At 43.8% G+C, this 15,324-nt stretch carries 14 protein-coding genes; 5 read left to right on the top strand and 9 right to left on the bottom strand.

Going from position 1 to position 15,324, the window contains the following annotated elements:
* Nucleotides 1-281: 281 nt before the first annotated feature.
* Together pssA and ilvC are read right to left on the bottom strand one after the other, a co-directional pair.
* Nucleotides 282-1,097, bottom strand: coding sequence for a CDP-diacylglycerol--serine O-phosphatidyltransferase (gene pssA, locus IE104_RS14115; RefSeq protein ID WP_189419694.1), 816 nt, complete (start codon nucleotides 1,095-1,097; stop codon nucleotides 282-284).
* A 128-nt stretch (nucleotides 1,098-1,225) separates the two neighbouring features.
* Nucleotides 1,226-2,242, bottom strand: a complete 1,017-nt coding sequence (gene ilvC, locus IE104_RS14120) for a ketol-acid reductoisomerase (protein WP_189419696.1) — start codon at nucleotides 2,240-2,242, stop codon at nucleotides 1,226-1,228.
* Nucleotides 2,243-2,358: 116 nt separating this feature from the next.
* Here ilvC and ilvY point away from each other — a divergent pair, with 116 nt between their 5' ends.
* A complete protein-coding gene (gene ilvY, locus IE104_RS14125) occupies nucleotides 2,359-3,267 on the top strand; it encodes an HTH-type transcriptional activator IlvY (protein WP_229837955.1) in 909 nt (302 codons plus the stop codon).
* A 13-nt stretch (nucleotides 3,268-3,280) separates the two neighbouring features.
* Here ilvY and IE104_RS14130 read toward each other — a convergent pair whose 3' ends face one another.
* The 5 genes from IE104_RS14130 to IE104_RS14150 all read right to left on the bottom strand — a co-directional run bounded on the left by IE104_RS14130 (nucleotide 3,281) and on the right by IE104_RS14150 (nucleotide 7,106).
* Nucleotides 3,281-3,841 carry a DNA-3-methyladenine glycosylase gene (locus IE104_RS14130; protein WP_189419697.1) on the bottom strand — a complete coding sequence of 187 codons (561 nt, stop codon included), beginning with the start codon at nucleotides 3,839-3,841 and terminating at the stop codon, nucleotides 3,281-3,283.
* A 45-nt stretch (nucleotides 3,842-3,886) separates the two neighbouring features.
* On the bottom strand, nucleotides 3,887-5,875 hold the full coding sequence (locus tag IE104_RS14135) for a hypothetical protein (protein ID WP_189419699.1): 1,989 nt from the start codon (nucleotides 5,873-5,875) through the stop codon (nucleotides 3,887-3,889).
* Between the two features lie 74 nt (nucleotides 5,876-5,949).
* On the bottom strand, nucleotides 5,950-6,117 hold the full coding sequence (locus tag IE104_RS14140; RefSeq protein ID WP_189419701.1) for a hypothetical protein: 168 nt from the start codon (nucleotides 6,115-6,117) through the stop codon (nucleotides 5,950-5,952).
* Between the two features lie 31 nt (nucleotides 6,118-6,148).
* On the bottom strand, nucleotides 6,149-6,829 hold the full coding sequence (locus IE104_RS14145) for a winged helix-turn-helix domain-containing protein (protein WP_189419703.1): 681 nt from the start codon (nucleotides 6,827-6,829) through the stop codon (nucleotides 6,149-6,151).
* A gap of 52 nt (nucleotides 6,830-6,881) precedes the next feature.
* Nucleotides 6,882-7,106 carry a hypothetical protein gene (locus IE104_RS14150; RefSeq protein ID WP_189419705.1) on the bottom strand — a complete coding sequence of 75 codons (225 nt, stop codon included), beginning with the start codon at nucleotides 7,104-7,106 and terminating at the stop codon, nucleotides 6,882-6,884.
* A 148-nt stretch (nucleotides 7,107-7,254) separates the two neighbouring features.
* Between IE104_RS14150 and IE104_RS14155 the strand changes: the two genes are divergently transcribed.
* Complete coding sequence (locus IE104_RS14155) at nucleotides 7,255-8,586, top strand: hypothetical protein (protein ID WP_189419707.1); 1,332 nt, start codon at nucleotides 7,255-7,257, stop codon at nucleotides 8,584-8,586.
* Here IE104_RS14155 and IE104_RS14160 read toward each other — a convergent pair.
* Together IE104_RS14160 and IE104_RS14165 are read right to left on the bottom strand one after the other, a co-directional pair.
* The gene (locus IE104_RS14160; protein WP_189419709.1) at nucleotides 8,581-9,657 is read right to left on the bottom strand and encodes a DUF72 domain-containing protein; all 1,077 of its coding nucleotides are present in this window, start codon (nucleotides 9,655-9,657) and stop codon (nucleotides 8,581-8,583) included. The genes IE104_RS14155 and IE104_RS14160 overlap by 6 nt on opposite strands.
* 161 nt (nucleotides 9,658-9,818) lie before the next feature.
* Complete coding sequence (locus tag IE104_RS14165; RefSeq protein WP_189419711.1) at nucleotides 9,819-10,946, bottom strand: serine hydrolase domain-containing protein; 1,128 nt, start codon at nucleotides 10,944-10,946, stop codon at nucleotides 9,819-9,821.
* A gap of 164 nt (nucleotides 10,947-11,110) precedes the next feature.
* On the opposite strand from IE104_RS14165, the gene IE104_RS14170 reads away from it, so the two are divergent.
* From IE104_RS14170 to IE104_RS14180, 3 genes are read left to right on the top strand one after another with little or no spacing between them, the layout of a single operon-like run.
* Nucleotides 11,111-11,716: an RNA polymerase sigma factor gene (locus tag IE104_RS14170; RefSeq protein ID WP_189419712.1), complete on the top strand. Its 606-nt coding sequence runs from the start codon at nucleotides 11,111-11,113 to the stop codon at nucleotides 11,714-11,716.
* Nucleotides 11,717-11,718: 2 nt separating this feature from the next.
* Nucleotides 11,719-12,729 (top strand): FecR domain-containing protein, encoded by a 1,011-nt coding sequence (locus IE104_RS14175; RefSeq protein ID WP_189419714.1) that lies wholly within the window; start codon nucleotides 11,719-11,721, stop codon nucleotides 12,727-12,729.
* A complete protein-coding gene (locus IE104_RS14180; protein WP_189419716.1) occupies nucleotides 12,726-15,311 on the top strand; it encodes a TonB-dependent receptor plug domain-containing protein in 2,586 nt (861 codons plus the stop codon). The genes IE104_RS14175 and IE104_RS14180 overlap by 4 nt, the downstream gene beginning before the upstream one ends.
* Nucleotides 15,312-15,324: the final 13 nt, after the last annotated feature.

A 15,324-nucleotide genomic window follows, 5' to 3' on the forward strand; every position in this document is an offset into this window, starting at 1 on the left:
TTTTGCCTCTCGCTTTCGAGTTACCCCTGAAGCGAGGCGCGCATATTACGCTATTTTTTCGATTTGTAAACCCTTATTTTCATTCGGTTTTTACAAATTTCGCCGTTCAAGGTTTTTATCCGGAGACTAAAACCGCCTGCTCGGCGAGGGCGCGAACTATAGGCACCCACACATTCCATTGCAAGCTTTTTTTGAGGAGATTTTGAAGGGACTTTGTCGCCCCGCTCAACACCTATACAGATGCATCGCAAAGCGACCAATACGCGGAATTTACAAACAGCTTACTCGCCTTTCACGAGCCCCAGCCTTCTCAATACCCAGATTGCTGGAGCGGACAAACCATAAAGAACGGATATCGCCAGCAAGCCTTCTTCACGATAAATAATCAGCAGCGCAAAAGCCATGACGACAAGCGACATGAAACCAAAGGGCACGCGACCGCGAAAATCTACACTCTTGAAGCTGGTATAGCGAAAGTTAGACACCATTGAAAGCCCTACAAATGCGGTCAAAATGGCCAACCCGGATTTCGCCCAAACAGTTTCTGGCTGGTAGTTAGACACCGTGAGCACGGTAGCCGCAATGATCGCCGCCGCCATGGGGCTAGCAAGACCAATGAAATACTTTTTATCGACCACGCCGATCTGGGTATTGAAACGAGCAAGGCGTAGCGCAGCACATGCCGTATAGATGAAGGCGGCAGCCCAGCCCCAGCGCCCCAAATCCTGCAGCACCCAACTGAACATAACCAAGGCTGGCGCCACCCCAAAGGAAACCATATCGGCCAAGCTGTCGTATTGTTCGCCAAATGCGCTTTGGGTATTGGTCATACGCGCGACGCGACCATCCATCCCATCAAGCAACATCGCCAGAAAAATAGCGACGGCAGCATGGCCAAAATTCCCATCCATACCCGAAACGATGGCGTAAAAACCACAAAACAAGGCGCCAGTTGTAAATAAATTTGGAAGCAAATAAACACCGCGATGACGAACTTTGCGCCCGCTTTCGTGCACCTCTTCTACATCATCGAAAACGTCTAATTCTGGATCGTTAACGTCAATGGATTTTTGTTGTTCGGGGTTATTGCTATTCATAATCACCTCACCTCAAGAGAGCGGCCATTGTACACACCAAATGACACCTGAACATATTCGATGTTCAAAAACGCAAAAGCCCCGCACCAGTTACCCGGTGCGGGGCTTTTTACATCAATCAAACCAAATTAGTTCTTAGTTTGGTCAACGATTTTGTTCGCCTGGATCCAAGGCATCATTGCACGCAACTTGGTACCCACAACTTCGATACCGTGCGCAGCGTTGTTACGACGAGCAGCAGTCATTGAAGAGTAGTTAGTTGCACCTTCAAGGATGAACTTCTTAGCGTATTCACCAGTTTGAATGTCTTTCAACGCTTGACGCATAGCTTTGCGTGACTCTTCGTTGATCACTTTAGGACCAGTCACGTATTCGCCATATTCAGCGTTGTTAGAGATTGAGTAGTTCATGTTGGCGATACCGCCTTCGAACATCAAATCCACAATGAGTTTAAGCTCGTGCAAGCACTCGAAGTACGCCATTTCTGGCTCGTAGCCCGCTTCAACCAAAGTTTCGAAGCCCATTTTTACCAATTCAACCGCGCCGCCGCACAATACAGCTTGCTCGCCGAACAAGTCGGTTTCAGTTTCGTCTTTGAAAGTAGTTTCGATGATACCGGTACGGCCGCCACCTACGCCTGATGCGTAAGAAAGTGCAGTATCTTTCGCCTTGCCAGATGCGTCTTGGAAGATCGCGATCAGGTCAGGAACACCGCCGCCACGTACAAATTCAGAACGTACAGTGTGACCTGGTGCTTTTGGAGCAACCATGATTACGTCTAAGTCTTTACGTGGAACTACTTGGTTATAGTGAATCGCGAAGCCGTGAGCGAAAGCCAAAGTAGCGCCTTTCTTGATGTTTGGCTCGATCTCGTCTTTGTACAATTTTGATTGGAATTCGTCTGGAGTCAGAATCATAACCACGTCAGCAGAAGCAACTGCGGTAGCAACGTCAGTTACTTTCAAGCCGTGAGCTTCAGCTTTCTTAACGGTTGCAGAACCAGTGCGCAGACCAACAACAACGTCTACACCTGAATCTTTCAAGTTACACGCGTGTGCGTGACCTTGTGAACCGTAACCAATGATGGCTACTTTTTTGCCTTGGATGATGGAAAGATCGGCATCTTTATCGTAATAAACGTGCATGGCAGACTCCTAAAGAGAGGGTTATGTCTAATCGACAGGGTTTTAACAAGGCGCGCAGTGTAGAAAAAAACTAATATCACGTAAAATGATATATTTGCATGTTAATGTTGCAGCTTATGCAACGCAGAACGGTCGCCGCCATGGATATCACCAAACTCAAACTTTTCTGTGCCCTCGCCAGCAGCCTGCACTTTGGCCGCGCTGCTAGCGCCTGCCATGTCAGCCCTTCGACCCTGAGCCGCAATATCAAGCAGCTTGAAGATGACCTGGGCGTGAGTCTGTTTGAGCGCGATAACCGCTCGGTCGCCCTTACCCATGAAGGCCAAAGCTACCTGCAGTTTGCCAAAGAAGTGTTACAGCAGTGGGAGACGTATCAGGAATCGCTGCTCGCGCAAGCGGATCAACTGCACGGCCAGCTCAGTATTTATTGCTCGGTGACGGCGAGCTACAGCTTCTTATATGACATTCTCACCGAGTTTCGCGTCAAGCACCCAGGCATTGCGATCAAGTTGCACACTGGCGACCCCGCGCAATCCATCGAACGCGTGCTCGCCGGTTATGAAGATATCGCGATTGCCGCCAAGCCAGACAAAATGCCCGCCGGGATTAGTTACAAACCTATCACCCGCTCGCCGATGATGTTTATCGCACCGAAAAATAATCCCAACTGGCAAGCACCCGCACTCGACACGCCCGATTTTTGGAAAAAAATTCCGATGATTATCTCTGAAGAAGGTTTAGTGCGGGAGCGTTTAGATAATTGGTTTGAACAACAAAACATCAAACCTAATATTTACGCCGAAGTAAAAGGCAACGAAGCGATTGTAAGCATGGTGAGTTTGGGATTTGGGGTCGGCGTGCTGCCAAAAATCGTGGTGGATAACAGCCCACTCGCCGAACGCGTTGAGCCATTTATATTACAGCCAGATTTAGGCCCCTACTCCATGGGAATTTGCGTGATGGAAAAGCGATTGAAAAGTCCGATTCTAAATGCGTTCTGGGCGCAGCTCACGAGCGAAAAATAATTCTCGCGAAAAATTAACGAAACGGCCTACTCAAAAAAGGCGAGCCCGCCAAACCAAATCGCCACGGCAAATCAACTGCTTTTGAAATACCAATACGCGGACCACAGATAACATCAGCCGGTTTTGCTGCAGGAATTAATTCAAAAGGCGAATCATACAAAGACATGCCGTTAAAGCTATGTTGTATCGCCAATGCTTGCCCCAGCTTACCTGGACCGGAACACAGTAAGTTAACCTTATCAACTCCACGTCTTTCCATCATAGTCTGCAAACCTATGATGGGTTCAATCGCGCGAATCAAAACACCCGCACCATGACCTTCTGCTTCGCACACAAAATTTAAACACCAATGAATGCCGTAGGAACGATAAACATACGCGCGTGCTGGAGCACCAAACATAGCTATATTACGTGGTGTTTTGCCAACAAATGTATGTGATGCCGGTTCGCTCTGGTCGTAGGCTTCTGTCTCGACAATAATTCCACCGACACCATTTACAGTAAAAGTTGCGCCGATCAAATCGCGCGCAACTTCATGTGATGGACGTAAAAAATTAAGAGCTGTAGATTTCATTTAAATAAACTACATATTCAAAAAATATGCATTAAACATTAATTACTAGTGAAGAAACCCCAAGCCACGCCTGAATGTTTCAAATACTCCCACATAAATTTCTGGATTTTCTACAGGCTTAGTTATTTCGATACCCTGCTTAATATTTTCATTTTCCTTTACCGTCCCACGAATGAATTCTCTATACCACCCCACCCAATCCGTTTCCCCCTGAAGGTTAGCCTCAGGATAGCCGTGGCACTCAGCACCATGTAAACCAATGGTACCAGTAGGGGTAAAATTTCTTAGCACCTGATACTGCTCATAGATATGCAATATCTCATGCAGAATGACTGAATTAGGACGATCATCAGCAAAAGACCACAAATCGGATACATAAAAATATCCATTCATTGCCCAAGCTCCTGCACCACCTCCGTTATCAAGGCGTACACCATTTATATCGTACCCTGGATAATGAAACACAATTATTTGATATTGCGATTTGATGTAATCCAATTTCGCTTTGGTAAGAAATTCGCTACCGTCAAATCCAGATCCCAACGTCGGCATTTCCAGCGCAACATTTTCAATCGTGGGAATTACATCTACTTGCCACTTTGTTAATCCATATGACAAAGGCTCCACCCATATATCACTTACCATTTGCATGTTTTTATTAAATAATGCCAACTCGGAATCACGCAAAATACCCTGTCTTGGCGTATCAGAAACAATAGTTTTTCTAATAGAAACCACAGCTACTTTGTTAACATTCTGGACACCCAGTGCAGGCGCCTTGGATGCATCAAATTTTACATTAGATGCACCTGCCAATATTTTTTCTTCAACATATCGCGACTTATAATTTAACGGTGCATCCGTATACTCACCAATACCAAGCGTCATATTAACCTGAGGAATAAAAAATGATGTTGGAATTTGTTTACCGCTAAAATGGTCATCGATATAGATATTAGATTTTTCTGCACCATCGAGTTCTAACAATCGGGCTACCGGCCTACCTGGAGTATTAAGAACCAAACTGGTTTGGTAATAAATTCCCTCATCTACATAAACACCGCATGACTCCGTAACACAATCTCTCAGCAACACCTGTTCACCATTAACCCATAAAGCAACCCAAAATTTGGCCGCCCCTCCCGAATTAGTGGCGTAAATTTTTACGGAGTTCGCTCCCCGCCAAAACATGGAGCTTATATCTATTTTTCCTGTTGAAGAATTACCAAAATCAGACCACATCTTTTTCTGGACATCGTTGACAGTCAAATAGACGAAATCATCTGCAGATCGTATTTCAATTTCCACCTTATCGCTTGTACTTATAACAGATGCCTCAAATGAAATATCATCCAACAAAACTTCATCTATTGGTTTAGTACTTGATATCTCAAACTTAAATACAAGGTCGTTATATTCGTTATTTAACGCAGTCTTCACATCATCAGGAATATCAAATACGATTTTCTCAAATGCACCAACGTGCAACTTTTCCAGCTCAGTAGTACCAATTTGCTTATCGAATAACGAAAGCGAAGGAATACTGACTAATAACTTAATGCTACCCGATTGTGATTGATTTAATTTGACACCAAAACTTACTAGATCACCTATCGCACGCAGAGTATTCAACGGTTTCGATGTCAACGTAGTGGTTTGGAAATTTTTTATTCCAAGTGAGCTTATCCCTTGAAAAACATCTGTGGATTTATACAAAGTTCCGGTGCTAGCACTCCAACTGCCTGGATCTTCAAATGACAACAATAAATAAGGATCGGAGACTAATTTGAACTGTTTAGAAGTGTTAATGTAAACATTCTGAGATCGACTAGAACTAGATGACAACATAGAGCTACTAAATGAGCTCTGGCTGGAAGAACTTGATTCCGTAGAGCTTACCGCAGCAGATGAAACCTTGGGAGGAGCTTCAGTGTTAGAACCAGGGCTTGAGCCTGAACCGCCGCCCCCGCCACACCCCAACAAGCATAAAGAAACGAACAAGAACCATCCCACTTGGTATATTAATTTTATCATCCCACCATTTATCCTTTTGAAGTTTTTGTACTTTTGACATTAACCCGCAGTAAAGCACATTGACCGGCCAAAACTCAATAAGCACCGGTCTCGTCCAGAAAACCTGCATTTATTTTTTTAGCAAGAACGGAATACAGATCTAATTTCCCAGAAAACTCCACGTGAATATTCCGCAACTCAATCCCCGTACGCGCATCCACCAAACTTAACTCGATATTATTGATGCCATCCACATCTGTCACACGGCTTTCAATGACCCAAACTGCACCAAATTCATTGGCAAAAATAAGGAAACGGGTTTTGCGGACGCGAATTGATCGCAGCGGCCGAAAGCAGTTTCACTTGGGCATTTTTGCGCAGCGAATTTAGCAAGGCATCATCCACTGCTTGCGCCAAAGGTTCGATTGAAGGTCGATCAACTACCGTGGGTAAAACGGCAAGCTTCACCGCCCGGGTTTCCATGGTGTACGAAATACCCCACATCAATGCCATTGCCAATATAATCGCCAATGGCAAACAAATGCTCATCATTGCCAACCAGCTTTTAGTGGGAGCAGGTGTTAACTGAACCACGGGTTGCTGATCAGCCGAATTGATACCAATACTGCCTGCCGTCGAAGATTTCAGCGAACGAGGCTCAATACACCAGCGATATCCGCGCTTGGGCAAAGTTTCAATATATTTGGTATCTGAATCCAACTTAGCTAATTGAGTGCGTATATCTGATATGGCACGCGTTAAAACATCGTCACTGATTATTTGATTTGGCCAAATTGCATCAAAGAGTTCTGTTCGGCTCACCACCTGATTTTGACGAGCCAACAAATAAATCAACAGTTTTAAATTAACCGAACTGAGGCGCTGGGTTTCTCCCAATGAGTTTGCGACCTGCCCTAGCTCAAGATTGAACTCAAGGACGGCACAGTAAACAGGGTTAGTTAAGTTATTCGTCATGGATTCAGTTTAACAAACCCCTAACAGCCCCGGTGCATAAATAAAGCCGATGTCATTGCAGCTTTTTCGGAAAAACGATATTGGAAATAAACATTGCCAAAAAGGTGATCACGAACGCACCCGCCGCGATATAGGTGTCCAGCCCAAAGAACTTACCCATAATCATTGAAACACACAGGTTAATGCCCGCCCACAACCAACCGCGCTTTTTATCGGCTTCGGCAACCTTAAACATTAAAATAGACGCAAACACCATTGCGTAGATTCCAGCTCCCATTATTCCACCCCAGCCAATGATTAGTGTGAGAGAGTATAGCGCTCCACGCCCAACAGATTTCCGCTACAGAGGTTTTACGGAGGTTTTCCTCAGATGCTTTTACTAGCTGTATGCCAGAGTTAAAGTGTCATCCACCAAGGAGCCCAATATGTTCAGCACACGATCACCTCTTCTTAAAATTCTTGTTGGTATTATTTTAATTGTCAGTCTTGCACTGGGCATTTTGATTATCCCCAATCTGGCTATTTTCGACGAAGCCCAACTGCCGGAAATTACCGAGCACTTACGTAAACAAGCTAACCCCAACATAGAGGGCAACGCACTCTATTCCCTGTACGGAATAAACGCAGCAACCAACAAAGATATGGAGACGGTTGGCAAGGCCGTTGTCAAAAGATTGCAGGAGAAACATGGGAAAGGCCAGTTTGCTCATCTAACAGCTGCGGAGACTCTTGAGCTCTATGGTGACGGCGAATCCCTGGATAAAGAATGGAGTGACATGTATCCCGCCTCTCAGTGCAATGCACGATTAAAAGCAAATTGCTTTACCGAACTGCTTGCGGAGATTAGTGGAAAGCCCTTCACTCATCCGCGTTTGCTTGCGCAATTTGAGCGCTATAAACAGATTATTAAAATGCCGCACTTGATTGAAGAAACTCGCTTGATGGATTACAAATCCCCTGTACCTCCCTACGGTCAGATGATGCAGCTGGGCAAACTAAACCAGGCCAAAGCTTACGAGCAACAAGGATTAGAGGGCTTGCTTGCAAGCAGTAAAGAAGACATGCGTTTTTGGAGGATGGCGCTCACCGATAGCCAAATAATGATTGGTCGAATGGTTGCAATAGCAAGCTTGCGCCGAAACCTGTCCGCCATTTCCTATGTCATTAGCAAAGAAGCCGTGATATCCAGCGACCAAACAAAAGCATTGCAAGCTCTGCTAATACCACTCACCGCCGATGAAACCGATATGGAGAAAGTACTCACTGCAGAATTGCGTTTTAGCGCCGAGAATTGGAAAACGGCTCCTAAAGAATTCATTGAAGGATCCTCGGTCATTCTCGCAACCTTGTATCAGCCTACCGCCTCTTCCAACTGGTTTTACCGCCAAACGTTAAAGCCCGTATTTGCATTTAACAAAATGTCAGCTTCCGAGTTTTATGAACGCGCACAAGCGGCAACGCAACCATTGGAGTTCTCACGATTTAACCCATACAACCTGGGTGGAAAAATCAGTCAGTCGCAAAACTGGCAATACGCTCCATATATTGGCCGGAGCCATGACTTAGCGGGGATTTATTCGCTGGTTGGATTGCAGTTGGAGTTAAAAACAAATCCGCCACAAAATATAGCTGAAGCAATCAAAACATCGGCTTATAAAAATCCTTACACGAAAAAGCCATTTGATTACGACGCAACAACAAAAAGCTTAAGCTTCAGATGTTTTGAGGCGAAGGATGAATGCAAGATTTCACTATGAATCTTTACCAACACTATAATTGTTTATCGCTTTCGATAATTCCACTACAGACAAGGGAGCGGAACCCTCGGCTTTATTGCTGAGGCTGACATAAACATTCTGGCCGGCACCCGCTATTTTTGAAATCACTTTTGCAAGCTCTTCTCGCGTTTGCACATCTGGGTCAACTATTTTGTTATAGGGCGAATAAATTTCTGCAGCATCTTCATAACCATAAGCGCCATGCACTGGATTCAAGTTCCAACGACACACCAGCGGCCCCGGCCACAACGCACGGAGAATGGGGAGTTGCTCATCAATCGGCGGCATTTTTGCGTGTAAACCCATGCAATAAGTTGTGCGTGTGTCTCTCAATGCTTGAACAAATTGCGGCGTAAGCCATTCGCGATCACGCACTTCAACCGCGACTACGCCGTCTGGTGCTCTGTGGCGAAAATCTGGAATTGATTTTAATAAATGATGCAAGCGATTGATCATTTCCGGCATGCGCATCAGCCACATGTTGGGTAGCGGGCTAATCTGAAACACCAACGCACCAAGCTTGTGACCCAAGCCTTCCAATGCGGGCTCTACAAACATTTGCAAGGCGTCGTCTGCATTGAGGAACCGGTTGTTAGTCCGCATGCCGCGACCCGATTCATCGCGAACTAACGCATCCGTCACTAAGCTCGGTGCTTTCACCATAAATCGAAAATTATCGTCCACCTGTGAAGCGTAGGCGCCAAATTGCATAACATTCATTGGCTGGTAAAAACTGCGGTCAACACTCACAGTGCGAAACAAGGGATGCTTATGATATGCCGTGAGACCATAGCGGGATAATGTGCTTTCTGAATAGTCTCCATCCCACACAATCCCGTTCCATCCTGGACAACTCCATGAGGAAGTACCCAACCGTAAATTTGGAGACAGAGTTTTCGCTAAGGTAAATAATTCCGGCGGAAATTCCAAAGGCTCGACTAGCGTGCTGGATTTTTTAACCGATTTACTAGAGGCAATTTTCGTAGAGCTATTTTTATGAGAAGAGCTTTCAGAAGAATCTTCAGGTTCGCCAAAAAGCGTGTCTTGCATAATTCGGTATTTCTCAGATAGGCTTAAGCATTAGCAAGAATTATCACCTATAAAGAGCTGCAAATAAAGTTAGAGCCATCTTCTGCATATAAAGATCATTATTATAAAAATGAGTATTTTCATTGAAGCGCCATCCGTATCCACACGCTATAGAAATAACATTAATTGATTTTGTAAAATCGCTCTATCAACAAACGAATATTAATTTGATCCATTGCGGCTCTTTCCCCACCATTAGCCAACACCACATATTCAACTCCGTAGGCTTGATCGATGACGAACAAGGTGGCATAGCCATCGCGCATAGCGCGCAGGCTAAGCTGCGGTGCGCCATTCACATAACCATCTATTGCCAAACCATAACCGTATTCCCGTCCATCTAATACCACCTGTGCCTGCGCCATCAACACAAGACTTTCAATAGATACAATTCTTCCGAAGGCTAATGCATCAAAAAAATGATTAAAGTCATTCGTTGAACTTACCTGATTATTATCACCTTGTGTGTATAAGTGAATTCCGTACCAGTCATCGCGCAAACCATAATTCAATGCGTCTTTTTCTTTCAATGGCCGATGCGCATCATTGATATAGGTATCTATCATGCCTGAAGGCGAGAAAATATAATTCTCCATATATTTTGAAAATTCCATACCAGATGCGCGCTCAACAATTTCAGCAAGCATTACATAAGCCGAGTTGTTATATTCTGTTTTGGTTCCAGGAATAGCTTTTAAAACAGGATTTTTCACAAAATATTCCAACATAAGCTGGCTATTAAGATCACCAACACTGCCTTTGGGGCGTAAATCCATAATGTAATCGTAAATGCCCGAGCGATGGCTGAGTAATCTCTCAACTGTAATAGCCCTCCATGTTTCAGGTAGTTCAGGTAAATATTTAAGAATGGAATCATTCAAATGCAGTCGCCCCTGTTCACGCAATTGCATAATCGCCAGCACACAAAATGTTTTACTCAATGCAGCTATGTGAAAACCTGTACTATTTTCTACAGGTTTCTGCGCAGCTATATCCGCCATACCCCGGCTTTTTTGATAAACAACCTGACCGTTCTTGCGCACCAGAATTGAAAGCCCCGCCGCCTTGCCATCCTGATTTTTATCCAGATAATCATCCAAAGTTTGTTCCAACGTAGCCGCAACAGGTGTTAACACAGGAAAATCGGGCGACAAATTTTTCAATTGCGCTGGCGCATCTCCACCACCGCCACAGGCAGTGACCAAGAAAAAAGTCAATAGCGTAATAAAGAGGATTTTTATAGATTTCATTGCAACTCCATATATGGCACTCATACCTGGACAGGTTAGAGTAGGCATATTGGAAATATCCTTCGCCGCCAATAAAAATAAGCGTTAAAAGAAAATTCTTAATTGCGCGAAGGATTTTCGCAAAGGATGACTCTAATAAGCCAAAACATAACAGGCAGATGAGAATGCAACAAACAGACTTATATTGGGTTGAAAAATTGCGGTCGAAGCGGGAACGGGATTTTAACGAATTCTTCGATCACTTTTTTCCACGATTGTATCGCTTTGCCAATAGCCGCTTGCGCGATGCAAATCTGGCTGAGGAGGTTGTTCAAGAAGCCTTGGGCAAGGCCATTATTAATATCCACAGCTATTTGGGTGAAGCCGCCCTTTTCACTTGGCTATGCACTATTACCCGCCATGAAATCAGCCGGGTTCTTAAACGCGAAGAAATTTCTTTGAATCAAGCCATATCCATTGCTGACGAAAACCTGTTGGCGGCTTTGGATTCATTGGGAAGTTTTCAGGCCGAAGATCCTCATCACCAAATCAATAAATTGCAGCTCGCAGAAAAAGTTCGCCTGGTAATGGCAAGCCTTCCATCCCATTACGCCGACATTCTGGAATGGCGTTACCTGCACGGAGATTCCGTGAAAGAAATAGCCGAAAAAATAGATAAAAGTTACAAATCAACCGAGTCACTCCTCTCAAGGGCGCGAGACGTTTTTCGCGATGCATTTATCAGCATCCACAAGGCCGAAGATGACTATCTGAATATGGAGGGGCATTGATCATGCAGAAAGAAAATCCAAACCAACTAAAAAGTGCAGACCAATCTGATGAAGCTCACATTGAACAATTGATTCGCTTGGGCGGCACGCGCGATGAAATAGATCCCATCCGCCACGAACGCGTGCGCCAAAACTTGCTAAAAATATGGGAAGAACAACATGCCAATAACGTCACAAGCAAAGCTGTTGCAAAACGAAAAGTATTTTGGCAACAACCCTGGGCTTTAGCTGCCAGCGTTGTTTGTTTGTGCGCTGCTCTATTTTTTGTAAATAGCTATAAGCAGCAAGAATTGGTTGCCCGAATTACGCAAGTGCAGGGAAACGCCGATGACAATCTATCGTTAAAACCCGGCAACGGTATTTATGCAGGGCAGGAAATCAATACCGAAAATAATCTTTTAGAAATCAGCTGGAAAGACTCCGGCATATTGAAAGTCAATAAGGGTACCCAAATTATTTTTGTTGATGACAATGAAATTCATTTGATTAAAGGCGCGGTGTATTTTGACTCCCATCATCAATCCAATATACACATAAGAACTGCACACGGAACACTTAATGATATAGGAACTCAATTTGAAACTCGGACGGAGCCACAGTCTTTATCCGTCTTTGTGCGCGAGGGAAAAGTAAAATTTGAAAACCAGGAAAACAAAAATTTAATGATTCCAGATGGAAAAGCTCTGCATTTAACTCAAGGTAGCGCGAAAGTTCTGGACATTGATAAAGAAAAAAAGCCCTGGATGTGGGCAGATGCTATGGACGGGAATATCAATTTTGATAATAAAACGCTCGATAACCACACCATGGCCGACGTTTTAACATGGATAGCTAAACGCGAAGGGTGGAAGCTTGAATTTAAAACCAGCATTGATCGACAGCATGCAGAGCGCGATAGGTTACATGGGCAATTTAAAACGACTGACAGCCGAAAACTACTGGATCAATTAACCCTTGTTTCAAACATGCGCTATCAAATAATAAATAATACATTGCTGGTGAGCTACCTATGATCTCTTTAACCATCATGGAACTACCTCATAAAAAATATACACTAGCGGCAATATCATTGCTTTCGCTGATTGCTAATATAGCCAATGCGGAAAATATTCAAAGCAATAATTCCCAGAGAATGATCAATGAGATTTTTAACCAATGTGATCGTGACCCCTTGCTGCAAGATGTACTCAAAAGCGAACCAGCAAAACAATTGCAACTGATTTACAGTGATAGTTTGATCACCACTCAAATGCGCGCTATTGGCACGCGCACGGGCTCATTTGAGGAAAAACTATCGAGCTGGCTGGCGCTTTACGGATTAAAGCTTGCAAATACTTCTTCGGGAAATTATTTGATTACCCGTGCGCCCTCATCTGATTTTATCGCCGGAAAAATTAATGGCTTAAATCAAGCCACAAATCAAACCCCAATTTCTATTTCAGGCATAAGCAATAGCGTCGTCCTATCGCCCAGCAATTGTTTTTATAGTGATGACCAACACAAATCGCCACCTCGAAAGCCGACAATACGAACTAACAAAACAGAAATTCCCGTTGCTGTAAGTACACAAAATAATTGGTGGAATATCCAGGTTAATCATGTAGCTTCGACAGATATTGAAGAGGTTATTATTATTGGTAGTAGCCATCAGGTTATGCACAACAGCGTTTCACAAAAAACACTTTTTGATCGCGAGCAAATTGAAACCATGCCACATATTGGTGACGACATTGCGCGCGTGTTCCGTCAATTGCCAGGTGCATCTTCCGGCGATTTCTCGCCCAAAATCAATGTACGCGGCGGCGAGCAAAATGAAACGGCTATGGTAGTTGATGGACTTGAATTACATAAGCCATGGTATTTCAAAGGTATGGATGGACTAGGCAGTATTGTCGACGCAAATTTGATTGCGTCGGCAGATGTTTTATCCGGTGGTTACACTGCAGAATATGCTGACAAAAGCAGCGCTATTATTGACATCAAAACCATGGACGCTGTGGAAGTAAAATCCCGTGTCGGCCTCAGTTTTTTAACGGCGTTTGCGCAAACAAGTGGTCAATTTAATAATAACACTGGCAACTGGTACGGATCATTACGTGGTGGTTATCTGGATTTAGTATTCCAACTGGCAGGAGCCGAAGCAGATATTCAACCGCGCTACAGCGATTTATTTGCGAAAGCAGATTTTGAGTTAAGCGAAAATCACAAACTCAGTATTGATATGTTGCTAGCCGGGGATCGTTTCTTTTGGGAAGACAACGACCCTAACAAACATATTTATCTAGATGAAACATCATGGAATAACAATATCTGGTTGAATTTAAACAGCCATATCGGCGACTTTATCGAGGCAAAAACTGCATTGTCATTCATTGATTTTAATCATGAAATGCAAGGCTATTACGAAGACCCCTATGTTGTTTGGCAAGACAATAGAAAATACCGGGCATTGGGATTTAAATCAGATTGGACAGCTACGCCAACACCAGAACACTTATTTAAGTGGGGCCTAGATATCAAAGACCTCACTGCAAAATATGATTATTTTCTCGCAATCCATGTTTCACCCCAGCACGAAAATCACTTGCACATGGAAACTACCTATCATCAAGCCGATATGGAACCGGAAGGACAAGATCGCGCAGCTTACCTTGCATGGCGCTATAAGGTTTCAGAAAAATGGGTTACTGAATTAGGTGGGCGCTGGAGTGAACACACCTATGTTGAATTAGATAATGCGCCTTTATTCAGTCCACGCTTTAATGCCATTTACAACATTAATGATTCAAGCCAACTCAATTTTTCCTGGGGAAAATTTTATCAAGCTCAAGCTATAGATGATCTATATCCCGGTGGCGACGATGTTGAATTTCATCCCAGCCAGCTAGCGGAACATAGCATCATAGGTTTACACCACAGGTTGAATGAGAAAATAGCCTTGCGTATGGATGCTTATCAAAAAAAATATTCGCAATTAATACCGCGTTATGAAAATGTGTACCCTAGCCTCGAAAAAGTCATCAAGGAAGCCAGCAATGACTGGTTGAGAATTGCACCGGACTCCGCAAAAGCAGAAGGTATAGAACTAGCAGTCACTTACGACAACCAAAAACATTTTTCTACATGGGCAAATTACACATATAGCAAGGTTAATGATTATTTAAACGGAAAAGAAACACCGCGTAGCTGGGATCAACAAAATGTATTTAATTTTGGCTTTGAATGGAAATACACAGAATGGCATTTTAACCTTAGCGGAATGATTCGCTCTGGTTGGCCAACCACTCCTGCACGCATAGATTCCAGCCGGGCACGCAACCTTCATGCGACTAAACCTGACTTTGAAAAATACAACACCAACAAGCAAGATGGATATTCGCGCCTGGATTTACGTATTTTGAAAAAACAACGTTTTGCCAGCGGCAGTTCGCTGGAGTACTACCTCGAAATTTTTAATTTATTAGACAGCGAAAACCCTTGCTGCGCTCAATACGAAGCTGAGTTTTCAGGTAGTGATTCAGAAGGAAAAACTGTACCTCACTTCGATAACTGGCTTCCATTCCTACCTTCGTTTGGCATTCAGTACATCTTTTAAGTTTGAATAATTG

It is taken from the genome of Cellvibrio zantedeschiae, from assembly GCF_014652535.1.
In the GTDB taxonomy this organism is placed as follows: domain Bacteria; phylum Pseudomonadota; class Gammaproteobacteria; order Pseudomonadales; family Cellvibrionaceae; genus Cellvibrio; species Cellvibrio zantedeschiae.

Coding starts and splice junctions, on each gene's coding strand:
- pssA (WP_189419694.1), bottom strand. CDS start 1,097: ATGAATAGCAATAACCCCGAACAACAAAAATCCATTGACGTTAACGAT.
- ilvC (WP_189419696.1), bottom strand. CDS start 2,242: ATGCACGTTTATTACGATAAAGATGCCGATCTTTCCATCATCCAAGGC.
- ilvY (WP_229837955.1), top strand. CDS start 2,359: ATGCAACGCAGAACGGTCGCCGCCATGGATATCACCAAACTCAAACTT.
- IE104_RS14130 (WP_189419697.1), bottom strand. CDS start 3,841: ATGAAATCTACAGCTCTTAATTTTTTACGTCCATCACATGAAGTTGCG.
- IE104_RS14135 (WP_189419699.1), bottom strand. CDS start 5,875: ATGATAAAATTAATATACCAAGTGGGATGGTTCTTGTTCGTTTCTTTA.
- IE104_RS14145 (WP_189419703.1), bottom strand. CDS start 6,829: ATGACGAATAACTTAACTAACCCTGTTTACTGTGCCGTCCTTGAGTTC.
- IE104_RS14150 (WP_189419705.1), bottom strand. CDS start 7,106: ATGGGAGCTGGAATCTACGCAATGGTGTTTGCGTCTATTTTAATGTTT.
- IE104_RS14155 (WP_189419707.1), top strand. CDS start 7,255: ATGTTCAGCACACGATCACCTCTTCTTAAAATTCTTGTTGGTATTATT.
- IE104_RS14160 (WP_189419709.1), bottom strand. CDS start 9,657: ATGCAAGACACGCTTTTTGGCGAACCTGAAGATTCTTCTGAAAGCTCT.
- IE104_RS14165 (WP_189419711.1), bottom strand. CDS start 10,946: ATGAAATCTATAAAAATCCTCTTTATTACGCTATTGACTTTTTTCTTG.
- IE104_RS14170 (WP_189419712.1), top strand. CDS start 11,111: ATGCAACAAACAGACTTATATTGGGTTGAAAAATTGCGGTCGAAGCGG.
- IE104_RS14175 (WP_189419714.1), top strand. CDS start 11,719: ATGCAGAAAGAAAATCCAAACCAACTAAAAAGTGCAGACCAATCTGAT.
- IE104_RS14180 (WP_189419716.1), top strand. CDS start 12,726: ATGATCTCTTTAACCATCATGGAACTACCTCATAAAAAATATACACTA.